A 16,714-nucleotide genomic window follows, 5' to 3' on the forward strand; every position below is an offset into this window, starting at 1 on the left:
GGTTATACCAAGAGAAATTATTCACTTTTTCCGATAGTAGTAAAAAACAGAGCCTCAGCATGAACATAAAGCAATATTTAGTGATTACCGGCAATTACTGGGCGTTTACGCTTACCGATGGTGCGCTGCGGATGCTCGTGGTGCTATTTTTCCATCAGCTTGGTTATAGCCCACTCGAAATTGCCATGTTGTTTGTGTTTTATGAGTTTTTTGGCGTGGTAACCAACTTAGTTGGTGGCTATTTGGGTGCGCGCATTGGGCTCAATCGAACCATGCAAATAGGTTTGGTGCTGCAAATCATTGCGCTGGCCGCTCTTACCGTACCCACCGAATTTTTGAGTATTATTTGGGTGATGTTCGCGCAAGCGATATCCGGTATTGCCAAAGATTTAAACAAAATGAGCGCGAAAAGCGCGATTAAAATGTTAGTGCCCGGCGATGCGCACGGTACTTTGTATAAGTGGGTGGCGATACTTACGGGTTCGAAGAATGCGCTGAAGGGCGTGGGCTTTTTCCTTGGAGGCTTGTTGCTAACAGTGCTCGGTTTTGTGGGCGCGCTGTATGCCATGATCGCTTTGCTTGCCGTGGTGTGGATTGCCAGCTTATTCTTGCTGCAAGGCGAGCTTGGGGTGGCCAAGGCGAAGCCGAAATTCAAAGAAATACTCTCGAAAAGCCGCGCCATTAACATACTTTCCGCCGCGCGCATGTTCCTCTTTGGTGCCCGCGATGTTTGGTTTGTTATCGCCCTACCCGTAACCCTAAGCCAAGTGTTTGGCTGGGATCATTGGCAAGTAGGCGCATTTTTGGCGATTTGGGTTATTTTTTACGGTTTTATCCAAGCCATAGCCCCGAAGATAGCCAAAGCCGATGCCTCTGCGTTTTTATGGGCGGCATTACTTACCTTGGTGCCACTTACCATAGCCGTGTTATTGCAATTTGGCGGCGCCTGGGGAGTTAGCCCACAATTAAGCATTGTCATTGGCCTACTGCTGTTCGCTATGCTATTTGCTATCAATTCCTCGTTGCACAGCTACTTAATAATACGTATCGCTAGCGCTGATGGCGTATCACTCGATGTTGGCTTCTACTACATGGCTAACGCCATGGGCCGCCTCATCGGCACTATTCTATCGGGCCTAGTATTCCAAACTGCCGGGTTTGTTGCCTGCCTGCTCATTTCCGCCCTATTCCTAGCCCTCAGCGCAATTATTGTGAAGCCCTTAAAAGCGCAATAATGCCTTTGCAACGCCAAGGCTAATTCGAATGGTGCTTCGATAAAGCTACTCTTGGTAAAGCCATTCTCGGTAAAGCACGGGCATAAAAAAAGGCTAACCGCTGAAGCGATTAGCCTTTTAATTGAACGAAAGAATTAACTTTCGTTTGTGCTATTGAACGTACCTTTTTTGCTAATACGCTCAACATTGATTGCAATAGTTAGCAATAAAATTAGGCTTTCTTTGAACAAAGACAACATGATCACCGAGAAATACCCGTAAATCAACGTAAGCACAAAAACACCTAGCGCAGTAGCTGCATAGCTGGTGAACAAGCCACCGAGCAATACAATAACAGCAATAAGCGCCACTACAGGCCAGCTTAAAAATATGATGCCGTCCCACGCAGTTTTAATCCAAGTAAACACCGGAAACTCAGATGTTTCATCCGCTGTTTTATCTTCCTCGTTCATTTCACGCATCGCCGCCAAGCGAAAGGTAGCACCTTTCCAGATTCTCCATGGAATGGTAAAGAAACGCACAACGCATAAAATTAACGCTTGAATAAAAGCCGGGCCGAACTTTCCTTGAACACTAGACATTCTTCTATCTCCTTGTTTTTATTGTGAGTTCCTACTAAACCACAAAGCTCAAGTTTGATAAAGAAATTTCTTTGCCAAATACTAGGCAATAGGCGGCATCGGCACTAGCTAGAGGCAGATATTGCTGCATTTGCGCAAAGGCTGAGGTGAGCTGCGGTTCGGGGGGAGGATATTGCCTTCGCAGGGTGTCTGCCGCAGGGATGCGGCAGCCAAGCCTACATGGATGTATTCACGGCGTCCATGAGAAGGCATTACCTCCCCCGAAAAAGCAGCTCAAGCCCGGATACTGCGTTGTATTGGGGTTTGCAGGGAGATTAAGGTTTCTGTGGATTGAATTTCATCGATTACTTGCAGGCGCTCGATGAGTAGCTTTTGCAAATCTTCGATATTGCGGACCATTACCTTGATAAATACGCTGTATTGGCCCGTGGTGTAGTAGGCTTCTGTTACTTCAGGTAACGCCTCGATCTTTTTTAAAGCAGATGGATAATCACCCGCTTGCCGCAAAGTGATGCCGATAAAGCAGGTGATATCGTAGCCTAACTTTTTCGGATCAATGGTTAGCCGTGCGCCAGTAATAACCCCTGCTTTCCTCAATTTTTCTACCCGAACATGAATAGTTGCCGGTGAAACACCGTTTTCTTTGGCAATTTCGGCGTAGGATTGCCGCGCATTTTCGGTTAATGCGTTCAAAATGGATTTATCTAAATTATCGATCATCTAATACCCTGCCCCAATCTCAATGAATAATTAGATTTTATCTAACCTTTTAGCTTTTATCTTTAATTTAATTATACCGCAATAGCTAATTTATGATTCAGTATTGAACATAAGCTCTAGTTAGCGATAAAACTAATAACACAAAATAACGCATTGGAGCACAACTATGAAAGCAACTTTTATCAGCCGTCAGCAGGAAATTCGCTACATTAAACAAACTTTCACTGAAGCACTCAGTGAAGCATTGAACCTCACCGAGGTGCAGGCCCCCCTGCTCACAGACCCGAGCCAAGGCACGCAAGATACACTTTCGGGTTACGAGAAGGCGGTGCAAGTTTCTGTGAGCTCCTTACAGCAACAATATGAAGTGGTGCATTCACTGGCGAAGTGGAAGCGCGCGGTGCTTGGCCGCTACGATTTTGCTGTTGGTGAGGGCATAGTGGCGCAGATGAAAGCGCTGCGGCCTGATGAAGAAGCGCTTTCGGAAATTCATTCGGTGTTAGTTGACCAGTGGGATTGGGAACAGGTGATCGCGAAAACAACGCGCACTGAGGCGCAATTGCATTATACCGTGCAGCAAATATATGCAGCACTTCAACATACCTTAAAAAGCTATACCGAAACTTTCACTACCCGCATACCGGTACTAACCCTGCCCGCTAAAATTCACTTTGTTACTACCCAAGAACTCTTAACACGTTACCCTAACCTTAGCCCGAAGGAACGTGAACATGCGATCAGCAAAGAACATGGCGCGGTATTCATTCAAAACGTTGGCGCTGCACTCAGCGATGGTAAGGCTCACGATATACGCGCGCCTGATTACGATGACTGGCAATTAAATGGCGATATCTTGGTGTGGAACCCAGTGCTGGGCAAATCGCTTGAGCTCAGCTCCATGGGCATTCGCGTTGATCGTGCCGCATTGTTAAAACAACTACAAAGCGCCGGCCGCGCCGATGACGCTGAGAAGCCTTGGCATCAGTTATTGCTAGCCGAAAAACTACCGCAAACAGTGGGGGGTGGCATTGGCCAATCGCGCTTGGTTATGTGGATAATGCAGCTTCCACACATTGGCTATGTGCAACAGAGCGTTTGGGCACCAGCAACCCATGCGGCACATGCTGAATTACTTTAAAAAAAGCGCTGAAGCCTTTAAAGCTTTCAGCGCTTATGATTTTTCAAGCCTGCGTATCTTAAAAACGATAGCTTATAGTAGCTGCTAAGTAACTAAAATCACCACCCAGTTGAGAGTAGTTAACACCCACTGCAAACTTATCAGCTAGCTTGTAGCGAGCGCCCAAGCTGATAATTTGATCATCCTCGCCAGAAGCTTGGATATGACGAACGCTTGCATCAAGTTCAAGGCGCTCGGTAAGCGCTTGGCGCAGGCCCACTTGCGCGTTCCAGCCATTGCTATTGCTAGTTTCTCGGTTCCGTGCGTTATCTAAAGTAATGGTTGTTTCAGAGTTTAGGTTCGCAAAACCGCCCGATACATAACCAACAACCGAATCTTGTTGAAAGAACTGGTAACCGATATTTGCGGTAACGATTCCGAAATCGAATTTACTCCGCACCTGCGTATTATTGATCGTTAAGGTAGATGAATCTGAGCCTGTTACATAATCGCCATCAACATATAGCTTATCCGTGAGCATGTTTTCAAATTCGAAACCATAGCCACTGATACTTTGATTAGAAATATCGAAGCTAACGTAGCTAACACCCACGTTATTAAAATTTGGCGCTGTATTGGCGGCTGCAGCTGCTGAAAGCATAGTTGCTGAACCAATTAATGCCGCTATTGCTAATTTTGATTGAATGGAATTTTTGCGAGAAAAATATTTCATTTACGGGTTCCTTTCGTTTATTTTTATCCTGCGCTGAGTGTCTCGATTTTGGTGCACCTTGTAAAACAATAATTTGTTACTTTTTGTTACAGCGACGAATTGAGCGTTTTTTCTGCGGTTTGCTCGCATTCGTAAAAATTAGCCGTTTTCGCTTGATTCCCACAGCTTAATTCCCTAACATACGCGCCTTGCAGGAGAGGTGGCCGAGCGGCTGAAGGCGCACGCCTGGAAAGTGTGTATACGGTAACCCCGTATCGAGGGTTCGAATCCCTCTCTCTCCGCCAGATACAAAAGAACCGCCCTTGTGGCGGTTTTTTTGTATCTGATGGTGAGTGCGGATTTGGTGAGAACTCTTCGTTCGACAAAACGGCAGGAGTGCCGTTTTGGACGCGCGAGCAAAGCGAGTGCGCCCGCAGGGCGAAGGGCCATGGATGGCCCGAGTCAATCCCGACCCGCACAAGCAAAAGAACCGCCCTTGTGGCGGTTTTTTTGTATCTGATGGTGAGTGCTGATTTGGTGAGAACCCTTCGTTCGACAAAACGGCAGGAGTGCCGTTTTGGACGAGCGAGCAAAGCGAGTGCGCCCGCAGGGCGAAGGGCCATGGATGGCCCGAGTCAATCCCGACCCGCACAAGCAAAAAAACCGCCCTTGTGGCGGTTTTTTTGTATCTGATGGTGAGTGCGGATTTGGTGAGAACCCTTCGTTCGACAAAACGGTAGGATGTTAAACAAACACCATCACCACAAAGGTAGTGATTACCGCCAAGAAAATATTTAATACGAAGCCTTCGCGACTCATTTCTTTGATCGTTACTTTTTGGGAGGCGAATACAATCGAGTTTGGTGGTGTAGCTACAGGTAGGCAGAAAGCACAGCTGCAAGCAATGGCAGCTGGAATCATTAACACCTCAATCGGCAAACCGGTAGCCATCGCAGTGGCCGCTAAAATAGGCATCAGCAATGTGGCGGTGGCGGTATTCGAGGTAACCTCGGTTAAGAACGATACGCTAATGGTTAAAATAAACACGAACAACCACAATGGCATACCACCAAAGTTGCTGAGCGCACCACCAATAATATCGCCTAAACCGCTTTGCATAATACCGGCCGCTAAACAAATACCACCAGCGAATAGCAATAAAATACCCCATGGAATATCAACTGCTTGTTCCCAGGTTAGCAAGCGCCCTTCGCGGCCATTGCTCACCATAAACATAGCCACAACGCCTGCGAGTGCAATGGTGGAATCGCCCACTAGCGGGGTGCCGGTTAGGCCTGTCCAACCACCGAAGGGTTCCGTGCGAAACACCCATAAGAAAATCACCGCACCGAACACCATCAGCACGCGCTTTTCATAGGCGCTGATGCTGCCAAGTTTAGGCAGCTCTAATGGCACGTTCAGTTTCAAGCCTCGGGTTAGCCATAGGCCGATAACCGGGAGGCCAAGTAACACCATAGGAATACCGATGCCCATCCAGCGCGCAAAACCAAAGGATTCACCGGATATTTGCTCATAGATTGAGGCAAAAATAAGGTTTGGTGGTGTACCAATTAACGTAGCTACGCCGCCGAGCGATGCAGAATAAGCTAACCCTAGCAATAATGCGCGTTGAAACCGGTGATCATCGCTGGCTTCTGCAAGCGCTAGCGCCACTGGTAACAAGGCTAGCACGGCAGCGGTATTCGATATCCACATAGATAACACCGCTGAAGCCAGCATAAACGAAAGCACAAGCCGGCGGCCATCGGAAGCACCAACAAAGGCAACTAGATTGAGCGCCATACGGCGGTGAACGCCACTAGCTTCCACAGCTTTGGCGAGCATAAATGCGCCCATAAATAAGATAATAACTGGATCGCCAAGAGCGCGGCTAGATTCTTGAAAACTTAAGATACCGCCCAGCGGCAGCAACACGAAAGGGAGTAATGAGGTTACCGGTAATGGCAATGCTTCGGTTATCCACCACCAGGCCACCCAAACTACTACAGCAAATGTCCAAGCAGCTGGTGCTGGCATGCCAGATAGGGTTACGGCAGCAAGCACAATGGCGGCAATTAACGGCCCGAGAATGATTTGGCTGGGTGCTAGCCGCCATTTTTTCACTTCTTCATTAACCATGAGCTTCCCTGATGCGTGTTTTATATTATCTGTTTTCTAATGAATACAGCATTCTAACCACAAACAACATGAAAATCATCGAGCCAACTATTGATCTGTATCATCTCAAACGCATAGCGGAATTCTTATACTAAGCCCATTCCAATAAATGCGGAGCATTGCTATGAACTTACTACAAGAATTCTTTCGTGACCCAGTGATTTTCTTTTCATTTACTGGTTTAGCAACAGTGTTGGCTATTTGTATTTTTTACGCTATTTACTTTATTTACAAAATAAATAAAGACGCGTAATGGCACTCTGCGGCTTACTCATCACCCAGTAATTGCCACCCAGATTTGCGCAAGCGCATATTGCTCAGGCGCTTGCTGCCGCGAGGGCCCACTTCGTTACTTCTGGGCAACTTAGCCACTACAGTGGCTGGATCTAGCCCGATTTGTGCGGCTATGCGGCGCACATAATCTTCGCCAAACAGCGGCTCATCTTCACAGGCAATATACACTTCTTCTAGGGTTGCACCCATAAAATGTTGCAACGCCAGATGCTCGAGCGCGCCAGCCAAATCATCAGCATGAATGCGGTTATGCCACACCGGTGTAATGGTGTAAGTGCCTTCGCTAATTGCACGATACATGCGTTCACGGCCTGGCCCATAAATACCGGCTGCACGAACAATAGCTAGGTGTGCTTTTTTCCCAGCCAAACCCGCTCGTAACGTATTCTCAGCTGCTAACAATTGCTCACCGCTGGCTGAACTTGGTTCGGCGGGTAAACTTTCATCCACCCATTCACCTTCACGCTGCCCGTATACGCTAGTGCTGGAAACATAGAGAATCAGTGTATCGCTCTCTGCTGGCAGGTGTTGCACAAGTTGCTGCATAGGCACTACATACCCTTGATGATAGCCTTCAGTACTGTATTCCGAGGGTGTGAGGGTTACTACGATAAGATCCCATTGCTCTTGCATGAGCTTTGCCCAAGTATCCGCATGGCTTACATCGCCCGCTTGCACGACAACGCCTTCAATTTCACTGGCTGAATTCGCATTGCGGCGCACGCCGGTTACGGCAAAACCAATCTCCACTAACATCGGCGCTAAGCGGCTGCCGATATCGCCATAGCCAATAAGCAATGCTTTTGGTTGTTCATCGCCATCGCTTATTTCGCCATGCTCGTGGCCACAATGCGGGCCGTGCTCGTGTTCGCCTTCTTTTTCGAGAGCATCATGCATATCGTTCTTCACCTCATACAATAAGGGCCGAGAAATCTCAGCCCTTAGGTTATTCATTATCATTGCCGTTATTGCTTTCAATCCGGTTAACGCAAAGAGCGGGCAAAATCCAACATACGATTTAGTGGCTGCATAGCGCGTTCGCCAAGTGCTGCATCTACGTGAATCTCATGCATGGCACCGCCATTTTCTAATGCATTTTCAATGGCTGCTAAACCGTTCATTGCCATCCATGGGCAGTGTGCACAGCTTCGGCAAGTTGCACCATCGCCACCTGTTGGCGCTTCAATAAATACTTTCTCAGGCGAAAGTTGCTGCATTTTATAAAAAATGCCTTTATCAGTAGCTACAATAAAACGCTTATTCGGCAACTCTTGGCTGGCTTTAATCAACTGCGATGTAGAACCTACAGAATCGGCTAGATCAACAATAGCAGCCGGCGATTCTGGGTGTACTAAAATAGCTGCATCTGGGTATTGTTGTTTTAACTGGCGTAGAGAATTTGCCTTAAATTCATCGTGTACAATACAAGCGCCCTGCCAAAGCACCATATCTGCACCGGTTTTCTTGGCCAGATATCCACCTAAATGGCGATCTGGTGCCCAAAGAATTTTTTCACCGGCACTATCGAGGTGCTCAATCAAATCAACCGCAATAGAGGAAGTAACAACCCAATCCGCACGAGCTTTTACCGCTGCCGACGTATTGGCGTACACCACAACGGTGTGGTCAGGGTACTGATCGCAAAATGCTGAAAACTCTTCAATCGGGCAGCCCAAATCTAACGAGCAGGTAGCTTCAAGTGTTGGCATAAGCACGGTTTTTTCCGGCGTAAGAATTTTTGCCGTTTCGCCCATGAAGCGCACACCAGCAACAATTAGGGTTTCCGCCGGGTGTTCGGAACCGAAACGCGCCATTTCCAATGAATCGGCTACACAGCCACCCGTTTCCTCAGCCAGGGCTTGGATTTCTGGGTCAGTATAATAGTGCGCCACCAGCACGGCATTCTTTGCTTTCAGCAATGCTTTAATTCGCTCGCGATGTGCGCTTTTTTCCGCTTCACTAAGCGGTTTAGGCTTGGCTGGGAAATCAAACTCCAACGGCGCTAAAACTTGTGCTTGGGTCATGTCTCTTCCACTTTCACTTGGCTAGTATGTTGCTCGCTACTCATAATAAGCCGCTTCAAAAGCCTAATTAGCGGGCAGGCTTGCGTTGTATATAGTATAACGCATGTGCAGGCTTTGTTCACGGCAAACACTAAGCTACAAAAGCGATTGAATAGAATTTATATTTCGATAAAGATGTGTGGTTTAGTTCAGGAGGTTACGTGCATATTACAATGGGAGATCAGAACGTTGAGATGGTGGGTCGTGCAGGATTCGAACCTGCGACCAATTGATTAAAAGTCAACTGCTCTACCAACTGAGCTAACGACCCATCTGGACTAACGATCTATTTGATACTTTGCGATGATGCATATCGATGCTGCACATTCGAGATTTGAATGTTTCACGTGACGCTACACTACATGCGGATTGAAAAAGTGGTGGGTCGTGCAGGATTCGAACCTGCGACCAATTGATTAAAAGTCAACTGCTCTACCAACTGAGCTAACGACCCACATTCAAACTTTTCTATCACCAAAAACGAAATATAAAGTGTTTACACTTTGCTGTGGCAACGGCGGCATAGTTTACTGAAATATCGCTGTGATGCAAGAAAGAATCGGCCGTTAATTTGTATTTTTTTGCTTTTAACGGCCCTTTCGCTCGATTTATAATCGAAACCTGTATTTTCTAACTTTTCTTTAACTTTCCGCTGATTACAAATTCTCCAACTGGCGGCCAGCCATTTCAGCTTCGGTGGAGTTTGCATATTCAGAGCGCACCTGATTAAAGTAACGTTGTGCCTCGCTACGGTTATTCTCGGTTGCAGCGATCATACCTAGTTTAAGTAGGCAATCTGCCCGTTTATTCGATTCGGGGAAATCACGCACCACAGTGGTGAAGTTTGCTTTTGCTTCGCTATAGTTTTCTTGCGCATAAAATAGCTGCCCTAACCAATAGCGAGCGTTACTGGTATACGAAGAGCCTGGGTAGTTCTCTAAAAATGCTTGGAATTGCGGAATCGCACGTTCGTATTGGCGCTCTTGTAACACAAGCGCTACGGCTCGATCGTAAGCCACATTCTCGCTTTCATTATCAGAATAGCTCACATTTGAATTCGGTAGCGTTACTGCTGGTGCTTCCGCAGATTGCCGAATTTGTTGAGAGAGCCTATCGAGCTCCTGATAAATATCACGTTGGCGCTGCAAAATCTGATTGAGTTGGTGCGCGTGTTCCTCTGAAGTGCCGCGAAGATCACTGAGTTCACGCTGCAAACGGCCAAGCTGTTCCAGCATTTCGCCTTGCCCTTGGTTTCTCCCTGCCAGTAAACGCTCAAGCCTATCAAGGCGTTCCTGCACTGTTTCATTACCTTGAGCATTCGCCACACTTACCACCGGTGCACCTTGGGCAAAAACCGCAGTGCTAAAACCAATAGCAATTACTAAGCCTGAGAGTTTCATCAACATATTTTCTATTCTTCCTATACATGCCGGTAAGCAGCTTTTACCTTGCTTACCGGACGTGTAGCTTTAACCGTAAAGGCCTTTCTTAGCACACTAGCACGAGTAAACCAGAACTAGTAAACCAGAATTAGTAAACAAGAACCGCACGGCGATTTTGTGACCAAGCACGCTCGCTGCTTCCACGCGCTAATGGTTTTTCTTCACCAAATGAAACCACTTCGATTTGTGAAGAAAGCACACCTAAGTTACGCAAGTAAGTAGCAACTGAGTTACCACGGCGCTCGCCAAGAGCAATGTTGTATTCTGGCGTGCCACGCTCATCGGTATGGCCTTCAATAACAACCGTTACTGATGGGTTCCGCGCTAAATAATCAGCGTGTGCTGTTAACAATTCAGCGAACTCACCACGCACTGTTGATTCATCGAAATCAAAGTAAATGATGTGTTCTTGACGCAATTCAGCATAACGCTGTTGGCGTTGTTCTTCTGGTGATTGCATGCGATCTGCAGCACCTGTTGTTACACCACCACGCGTTCCATCGGTTTGCTCACTGCCAGTGCGGCCAGAGCTTGAACTATCCATATCTTCATCTGGTGAGCTAGAACATGCGGCCAAAGTGGCTACGGAAACTAAAACTGCTAATGTTTTTAAAAATTTATTTAACTGCATTTTGCGAACCTGCTCAAAGTTGAAAGTGAACCATTAGTTTAAAAATATCACGTTTTTCAGTTTAGAGAAACGGTGACCAAGCCGGAGCTTTAACTTCGCCATCACGGGAAGGTAAGCGAGCTCGGAAACGCCCATCCATCGATACCAACGCCAACACTTGCTTACCGTTGTAGGTGGTACTGTAAATAATCATACTGCCGTTCGGTGCCACACTTGGCGATTCATCCAAGCTCGTTTCAGTGAGCACTTGAAAATTCCCGCTGGGGTATTCTTGCCGACCAATGTGAAACTGCCCATTGTTTCGGTTTACTACCACCATTCCCTTACCATCGGGAGTTACCACGCCACCTAAGTTGGCTTCACCATCAAAGGTAACGCGGCGAATGCGTTTTGAATCTAAATCAACTCGATAAATCTGAGCCCGGCCACCCCGTTCTGAAGTAAACGTAAGTGATTTACCATCTGGTGTCCAATACGGTTCCGTATCAATACGCCAATGATCGGTTATCTGCTCAACCCGGCGGCTGGCGATATCCATCACGTATATATCTGGTGCGCCATCTTTCGATAACACCATGGCCATCTTAGTACCATCGGGTGACCACGAAGGTGAGCCATTGATACCTCGAAATGAGGTAAGTTTTACCCGCTCAGTGGTATAAATATCTTGAATAAAAATTTCAGGGCGGCCATTTTCAAAGCTTACATAGGCTAACCGGTTTCCTTCTGGCGACCAACTCGGCGACATCAAGGGTTCTGGTGAACGCAACAATACTCGTTCGTTGTAACCATCGTAATCACTTACCATTAAGTGATAAGGGTTTTCTTCATCGAAATCTACGTAAATATAGGCGATTCTGGTTAAAAATGCCCCTCTCTCGCCCGTTAATGCTTCGTAAACAACATCAGAAATACGATGCGAATATTGGCGGAACTGACTTGGGCTCACAACCGAGCTACGGCCATCAATAACATGATCGTTGCTATTGATTAACGCACCATCAACCAAAGCTTGCGCTGTACCGCCGGTTATTTGCCCGCGAAGCGGATCAATAAGCTCGTAAGTTACTTGAAAGCGATTACCAGAGAGCGGGCTCACTTCGCCTACAAGCATAGCTTCTACGCCTAAACGGCCCCATGCTGCATAATCGCCAACATCCAAATCTTTACCCGGCTGCCCCGGCATTTGCGCGGTATCAATTGGGTTAAAGCGGCCGCTACGGCGTAAATCAGCGATTACAATTTCAGCAAAATTGTAAGGTGCTTCGCCTTCACCGAGCCATTGAAATGGCACGATAGCCACTGGCCGAGCGCTATCCTGGCCTTCGGTAATCACGATTTCGAGGGTACTTTGCGCATATGCGGCGCTTATCGATGCCCAAATTACTAAAATTCCAATCAATACGCGTTTCATCGGCTCTCCACTTAATTAAATTGCGGTTCTACCCGCAATCGGAAATTTCTTAACTGCTCATAAACATCAGCATCATCTGATACAGGCAAATTCCCTGCCCGCAGAACCGCGGCGCGAGCTGATTCACATACCGCTCTATCACCTTCTCCTACTTGTACGTTGGTTACAAAGCCATCGCGGGCAAGGCTAATGGTTAATACACACGATTGCCCCCGCATGCTTGAATCTACTATCCAGTTGCGTTGCACGGCACTGCGAATCAGGGCTTGGTAACGCTCTACCTCGGTAAGCACCCGTTGTTGCCGTGCTCTGTTCCGCTCTGCTTGCTCCCGCTCTAAGCGTTCTTGCAACTGCCGTTCGCGCTCAGCTCGTTCTCGTGCTGCTTGTTCTTGCGCTCGGCGTTCTTCTTCTAGCCGTTGCCGCTCTGCGGCTGCGCGCTGCTCCGCTTCTTGCTGCTGGCGTAAGCGTTCAGCCGCTTGTTGCCGCTGTTGCTCGGCTTCGGCGCGTTCACGTTCAGCTTGTTGTGCTTGCTCCCGAGCTCGCCGTGTTTGTTCCGCAGCTTGCTCGCGCTCCGCGGCTACTTGCCGGGCTCGCTGCTCTTCGCGTTGCCGTTGTTGCTCGGCTTCACGAGCGCGGCGTTCTAAATCTGCAATGCGCTGTTCTTCCGCACGCTGTGCGGCAGCTCGTTGATCCTGAATACGCTGCACTTGCGCTTCTAGCTGCGCTTGATCGACCGCTACAGCATTCACAATTTCTTGCGGTGGTGCCGCTTGCGAATCATCAGCTGAGCTTTCCAATGTTGGTTGCTCACGCACTTCAGGCAACGTGGGTGTATAATCCATGCTCACCACAATAGCGGTGCCTAAAACAAAATGTAGCAACACCGAAAAGCCAATCGGCCGCCATGGCAAATCTTTGTTGATTCCGTTACTAAAGCGCTTTCCTAGTGTTTTCCCTGTTGCCTTGGCCATTCCATTACTCCGGCGGACGTGTCATGAGGCCTACCTGAGTAGCCCCTGCACGTTGCAATAACACCATTAACTGAATAACTTGATTATATGGCACGGCACCATCGCCGCGCACCACTACCGGTGTTTCTGGATCAAGCTGCAAATGTGCCGCTACTATAGTAGCTAAATCAACCGCCGACATTGCCTCTTCAGCATTCCCACCTACGTTCAAAAAGTAGTTACCATCGCGATCCACAGAGGCCACAATTGGCGGCCGTGTATCATCGCTAATCGCTTCCGATTGCGCTTGCGGTAAATCAACTTCTACGCCTTGGGTAATCAAGGGCGCGGTAACCATGAAGATAATGAGCAACACCAACATTACATCAATATAGGGCACTACGTTGATTTCCGATACCGGCTTACGCCGTTTGCGCGGAATGAAGGCTTCCATTATTACGCCTCCTGTTCCCGCGTTGCACCCTGCTCACGGCCTGCAGTTTGGCCCGGGGCGGTAGCCGCTTGGCGCTGAAGGATACCGGTAAATTCTTCGGCAAAGTTAATGTAGCTACCATCAATAGCCGCTACTTGCGTGGAAAATTTATTGTAGGCAATTACTGCAGGTATGGCGGCAAAGAGGCCCATTGCCGTAGCAATAAGTGCTTCGGCAATACCCGGTGCAACCATTTGCAACGTAGCTTGCTGCACGCTACCGAGTGCAATAAATGAATTCATGATGCCCCAAACGGTGCCGAATAAACCAATGTAAGGGCTTATGGAACCTATAGTGGCCAACACAGAAAGATTTTTTTCGAGGCTATCTACTTCACGGCTATGAGCCACGCGCATGGCCCGCTGGGTGCCAGACATAACGCTTACCGCATCCATGCTACGCACTTGCCGTAATCGTGCAAATTCACGAAAGCCCGATTGGAATAAATGTTCAGTGCCAGCAGCCTTGCCCCCACGAGCAGTTACTTCTTTGTAGAGCTTGGCTAGATCGACACCGGACCAAAAGCGTTCTTCGAATTCCAACGCGTTTTGTTGAGCGCCATTTAATATTTTTCGGCGTTGAATAATGAGTGCCCACGAAAGAATAGACATCAAAACCAATAAAATCATTACTGCTTTTACAACTAAGCTGGCTTCTAAAAACAAGCCAATGAAGGACATATCAGCTTCCACGCCGGATTACCTCTAATATTGGACCGGGAATTGCTACCGGTTTCATAGTACTTAAATTCACGCATGCTGCTTTGACTTCGGCAACACACAATAATTCGCCTTGCTGATTAAAAATTTGCTGTACGCATTCAAGCGATGCTTTGCGTATACGCTGGGGCTCAACGGTTACCAATAGGGCATCATTAAAGCGAGCCGGCGCACGTAAATCAAGTGTTACGTGGCGAACTACAAAACCAATTTGTAGATCCAACCAAACATCTTGATCAATTCCTAATGATCGCAACCATTCAGTGCGTGCTCGCTCACAAAACTTCAGGTAATTGGCATAATAGACAATGCCACCTGCATCAGTATCTTCGTAGTACACCCGAACTGGCCAAGAAAATGCCTGTGTATCCGCTATCTCGTTTGTTTCCGCCATTACAGCCCTTTTTATAATCTTAGCTACCGCGTTTTCCAGCGCTTTCTTCAGCATGTTTTATTGCTCAGCGATGCTGCAAGGTACTATACCTCACTCATTAACGGAAATTAAGCAGGGTACAATTAAGGTAAAATAAATTTAAATATTCTTTTCTAGTTAGTTTTAAACGCCCAACGGCAATGGCTCGCTAATCAGCAGTTCGGCAGCTATTAAGTTCACAAGAGTTTTTCTTATCGCTCAAAAAACAGCCGCGTTATCTATCTTTATGATTTAAATGGATTATTACTATTTGTTGCGAATTTGTTGCTGCAAAAACAACCATTACAAACCTTTAACACATTAAAAATATTAATGCGAACCGGTAATTTTTCTCGTTTGATACTGGTCGGATAAGCCTTATAATACGCCCCAAGTTCAAGGCACGGCCTTGGACAACAAATTTAAGGTTCGATTGTCGCGTACCTTACTAGTAAGCGAAAGCTTACGAAATAGTTTTAAATGTAGTTCCTGTTGTAAGTAGTTCCTGTTGTAAATAGTTCCCTGATGTAAGATTTCCTCCTTGTTGTTGTTACAACCTTTGCCCGCTCTTTTTAGAGCGGGCTTTTTTTTGCTTCGTAGTCGAGTAGCCGAGATCGAGCAAGATAAGGTGTAATTAAACGCCAATCAACAACTAAGGTTTACTGAAACCAAAATGGGCGTAAGCATGGTTCGTTGCAATTCGGCCACGTGGTGTGCGTTGAACATATCCTTGCTGTATCAAATAAGGCTCCAGCACATCTTCAATGGTATCTTTTTCTTCACCGATAGCCGCCGCTAAGTTTTCTAAACCAACGGGGCCGCCCATGAATTTCTCAATAATCGCTTTCAGTAGCTTACGATCCATGTAATCAAAGCCTGCTTTATCCACATCAATCATATCAAGCGCTGCCGAAGCTACTTCTGCAGTAATCGGCCCACTCGATTTTACTTGTGCATAATCGCGCACACGGCGTAACAATCGATTTGCGATACGCGGTGTTCCACGCGAACGCATTGCTACTTCTTTGGCAGCATCAAGCACTAAATCCATTTCTAAGAAGCCTGCTGAGCGCTGCACAATGGAGGTAAGTTCAGGAATTGAATAGAACTCGAGGCGCTGCACAATGCCGAAGCGATCGCGCAGAGGCGAAGTAAGCGCGCCGGCACGAGTGGTAGCACCAACCAACGTAAACGGTGGCAAATCGAGTTTAATCGAGCGAGCAGCCGGGCCTTCGCCGATCATAATATCAAGCTGATAATCTTCCAGAGCTGGGTAAAGCACCTCTTCTACTACTGGGCTTAATCGATGAATTTCATCAATAAACAATACATCGTGGGGTTCTAAATTAGTGAGTAGCGCGGCTAAATCGCCGGCTTTTTCCAATACTGGGCCAGAGGTGGTTTTAATTCCCACGCCCATTTCGTTGGCAATAATATTCGCAAGTGTAGTTTTACCTAGGCCGGGTGGCCCAAAAATAAGCACGTGATCAAGGGCATCGCTGCGGCCTCGCGCCGCTTCGATGTAGATACTGAGTTGCTCTACAACATGTTTCTGGCCGGTATAATCGGCTAACCGTTTCGGCCGTATGGCGCGATCAATGATTTCATCATCACCGGTTGCTTTTGGTTGCACCGGACGTTCTGGCATCATCGAATCTGCTTCAATCATTATTCACACCATGCATAATATTTTAGTTATTTAGGGTACTGCTTCATGCCGCGCTGATAGCAAACGTGCATCATTATTTTCAAT

General features: G+C 47.2%; 16 protein-coding genes and 3 tRNA genes. 3 read left to right on the top strand and 16 right to left on the bottom strand.

The window, feature by feature from the left end:
* Positions 1-59 precede the first annotated feature (59 nt).
* Positions 60-1,235 (top strand): organoarsenical effux MFS transporter ArsJ, encoded by a 1,176-nt coding sequence (arsJ, locus tag A28LD_RS08255; RefSeq protein ID WP_007420623.1) that lies wholly within the window; start codon positions 60-62, stop codon positions 1,233-1,235.
* 134 nt (positions 1,236-1,369) lie between these two features.
* Here the strand turns inward: arsJ and A28LD_RS08260 are convergent, their stop codons facing one another.
* Together A28LD_RS08260 and asnC are read right to left on the bottom strand one after the other, a co-directional pair.
* Positions 1,370-1,816: a hypothetical protein gene (locus tag A28LD_RS08260; RefSeq protein ID WP_007420624.1), complete on the bottom strand. Its 447-nt coding sequence runs from the start codon at positions 1,814-1,816 to the stop codon at positions 1,370-1,372.
* A gap of 273 nt (positions 1,817-2,089) precedes the next feature.
* The gene (asnC, locus tag A28LD_RS08265; protein WP_007420625.1) at positions 2,090-2,536 is read right to left on the bottom strand and encodes a transcriptional regulator AsnC; all 447 of its coding nucleotides are present in this window, start codon (positions 2,534-2,536) and stop codon (positions 2,090-2,092) included.
* 166 nt (positions 2,537-2,702) lie between these two features.
* On the opposite strand from asnC, the gene asnA reads away from it, so the two are divergent.
* Entirely contained in the window at positions 2,703-3,674 is a 972-nt protein-coding gene (gene asnA / locus A28LD_RS08270; protein WP_007420626.1) for an aspartate--ammonia ligase, read from the top strand.
* 58 nt (positions 3,675-3,732) lie between these two features.
* On the opposite strand, the gene A28LD_RS08275 is transcribed toward asnA, so the two are convergent.
* Positions 3,733-4,386, bottom strand: a complete 654-nt coding sequence (locus A28LD_RS08275) for an outer membrane protein (RefSeq protein WP_007420627.1) — start codon at positions 4,384-4,386, stop codon at positions 3,733-3,735.
* A gap of 193 nt (positions 4,387-4,579) precedes the next feature.
* Between A28LD_RS08275 and A28LD_RS08280 the strand changes: the two genes are divergently transcribed.
* Positions 4,580-4,670 (top strand) — tRNA-Ser (locus A28LD_RS08280).
* A 439-nt stretch (positions 4,671-5,109) separates the two neighbouring features.
* On the opposite strand, the gene A28LD_RS08290 is transcribed toward A28LD_RS08280, so the two are convergent.
* The 13 genes from A28LD_RS08290 to ruvB all read right to left on the bottom strand — a co-directional run bounded on the left by A28LD_RS08290 (position 5,110) and on the right by ruvB (position 16,630).
* Complete coding sequence (locus tag A28LD_RS08290; RefSeq protein WP_007420628.1) at positions 5,110-6,504, bottom strand: SLC13 family permease; 1,395 nt, start codon at positions 6,502-6,504, stop codon at positions 5,110-5,112.
* Positions 6,505-6,810: 306 nt separating this feature from the next.
* Positions 6,811-7,791, bottom strand: a complete 981-nt coding sequence (locus tag A28LD_RS08295) for an NAD-dependent epimerase/dehydratase family protein (protein WP_158091790.1) — start codon at positions 7,789-7,791, stop codon at positions 6,811-6,813.
* A gap of 29 nt (positions 7,792-7,820) precedes the next feature.
* Positions 7,821-8,861 carry a quinolinate synthase NadA gene (gene nadA, locus A28LD_RS08300; RefSeq protein ID WP_007420632.1) on the bottom strand — a complete coding sequence of 347 codons (1,041 nt, stop codon included), beginning with the start codon at positions 8,859-8,861 and terminating at the stop codon, positions 7,821-7,823.
* A 234-nt stretch (positions 8,862-9,095) separates the two neighbouring features.
* A tRNA-Lys gene (locus A28LD_RS08305) sits at positions 9,096-9,171 on the bottom strand.
* Positions 9,172-9,278: 107 nt separating this feature from the next.
* Positions 9,279-9,354: transfer RNA gene (locus A28LD_RS08310), tRNA-Lys, on the bottom strand.
* A gap of 202 nt (positions 9,355-9,556) precedes the next feature.
* Entirely contained in the window at positions 9,557-10,306 is a 750-nt protein-coding gene (ybgF, locus tag A28LD_RS08315) for a tol-pal system protein YbgF (protein ID WP_007420633.1), read from the bottom strand.
* A 124-nt stretch (positions 10,307-10,430) separates the two neighbouring features.
* Positions 10,431-10,973: a peptidoglycan-associated lipoprotein Pal gene (pal, locus tag A28LD_RS08320; RefSeq protein ID WP_007420634.1), complete on the bottom strand. Its 543-nt coding sequence runs from the start codon at positions 10,971-10,973 to the stop codon at positions 10,431-10,433.
* Positions 10,974-11,034: 61 nt separating this feature from the next.
* Entirely contained in the window at positions 11,035-12,387 is a 1,353-nt protein-coding gene (gene tolB, locus A28LD_RS08325) for a Tol-Pal system beta propeller repeat protein TolB (RefSeq protein WP_007420635.1), read from the bottom strand.
* Positions 12,388-12,398: 11 nt separating this feature from the next.
* Complete coding sequence (gene tolA / locus A28LD_RS08330; protein ID WP_007420636.1) at positions 12,399-13,358, bottom strand: cell envelope integrity protein TolA; 960 nt, start codon at positions 13,356-13,358, stop codon at positions 12,399-12,401.
* Positions 13,359-13,362: 4 nt separating this feature from the next.
* On the bottom strand, positions 13,363-13,791 hold the full coding sequence (gene tolR / locus A28LD_RS08335; RefSeq protein WP_007420637.1) for a protein TolR: 429 nt from the start codon (positions 13,789-13,791) through the stop codon (positions 13,363-13,365).
* Positions 13,792-13,793: 2 nt separating this feature from the next.
* A complete protein-coding gene (gene tolQ / locus A28LD_RS08340) occupies positions 13,794-14,522 on the bottom strand; it encodes a protein TolQ (RefSeq protein ID WP_007420638.1) in 729 nt (242 codons plus the stop codon).
* Positions 14,512-14,997: a tol-pal system-associated acyl-CoA thioesterase gene (gene ybgC / locus A28LD_RS08345; RefSeq protein ID WP_007420639.1), complete on the bottom strand. Its 486-nt coding sequence runs from the start codon at positions 14,995-14,997 to the stop codon at positions 14,512-14,514. Before ybgC ends, tolQ begins: the two co-directional genes overlap by 11 nt.
* Positions 14,998-15,613: 616 nt before the next feature.
* The gene (ruvB, locus tag A28LD_RS08350; protein WP_007420640.1) at positions 15,614-16,630 is read right to left on the bottom strand and encodes a Holliday junction branch migration DNA helicase RuvB; all 1,017 of its coding nucleotides are present in this window, start codon (positions 16,628-16,630) and stop codon (positions 15,614-15,616) included.
* Between the last annotated feature and the right edge of the window lie 84 nt (positions 16,631-16,714).

It is taken from the genome of Idiomarina sp. A28L, assembly GCF_000218785.1.
Taxonomy (GTDB): domain Bacteria; phylum Pseudomonadota; class Gammaproteobacteria; order Enterobacterales; family Alteromonadaceae; genus Aliidiomarina.

What these genes read in the sequence shown, in the direction of transcription:
- arsJ (WP_007420623.1), top strand. Translation starts at nt 60, where the DNA reads ATGAACATAAAGCAATATTTAGTGATTACCGGCAATTACTGGGCGTTT.
- A28LD_RS08260 (WP_007420624.1), bottom strand. Translation starts at nt 1,816, where the DNA reads ATGTCTAGTGTTCAAGGAAAGTTCGGCCCGGCTTTTATTCAAGCGTTA.
- asnC (WP_007420625.1), bottom strand. Translation starts at nt 2,536, where the DNA reads ATGATCGATAATTTAGATAAATCCATTTTGAACGCATTAACCGAAAAT.
- asnA (WP_007420626.1), top strand. Translation starts at nt 2,703, where the DNA reads ATGAAAGCAACTTTTATCAGCCGTCAGCAGGAAATTCGCTACATTAAA.
- A28LD_RS08275 (WP_007420627.1), bottom strand. Translation starts at nt 4,386, where the DNA reads ATGAAATATTTTTCTCGCAAAAATTCCATTCAATCAAAATTAGCAATA.
- A28LD_RS08290 (WP_007420628.1), bottom strand. Translation starts at nt 6,504, where the DNA reads ATGGTTAATGAAGAAGTGAAAAAATGGCGGCTAGCACCCAGCCAAATC.
- A28LD_RS08295 (WP_158091790.1), bottom strand. Translation starts at nt 7,791, where the DNA reads ATGAATAACCTAAGGGCTGAGATTTCTCGGCCCTTATTGTATGAGGTG.
- nadA (WP_007420632.1), bottom strand. Translation starts at nt 8,861, where the DNA reads ATGACCCAAGCACAAGTTTTAGCGCCGTTGGAGTTTGATTTCCCAGCC.
- ybgF (WP_007420633.1), bottom strand. Translation starts at nt 10,306, where the DNA reads ATGTTGATGAAACTCTCAGGCTTAGTAATTGCTATTGGTTTTAGCACT.
- pal (WP_007420634.1), bottom strand. Translation starts at nt 10,973, where the DNA reads ATGCAGTTAAATAAATTTTTAAAAACATTAGCAGTTTTAGTTTCCGTA.
- tolB (WP_007420635.1), bottom strand. Translation starts at nt 12,387, where the DNA reads ATGAAACGCGTATTGATTGGAATTTTAGTAATTTGGGCATCGATAAGC.
- tolA (WP_007420636.1), bottom strand. Translation starts at nt 13,358, where the DNA reads ATGGCCAAGGCAACAGGGAAAACACTAGGAAAGCGCTTTAGTAACGGA.
- tolR (WP_007420637.1), bottom strand. Translation starts at nt 13,791, where the DNA reads ATGGAAGCCTTCATTCCGCGCAAACGGCGTAAGCCGGTATCGGAAATC.
- ybgC (WP_007420639.1), bottom strand. Translation starts at nt 14,997, where the DNA reads ATGCTGAAGAAAGCGCTGGAAAACGCGGTAGCTAAGATTATAAAAAGG.
- ruvB (WP_007420640.1), bottom strand. Translation starts at nt 16,630, where the DNA reads ATGATTGAAGCAGATTCGATGATGCCAGAACGTCCGGTGCAACCAAAA.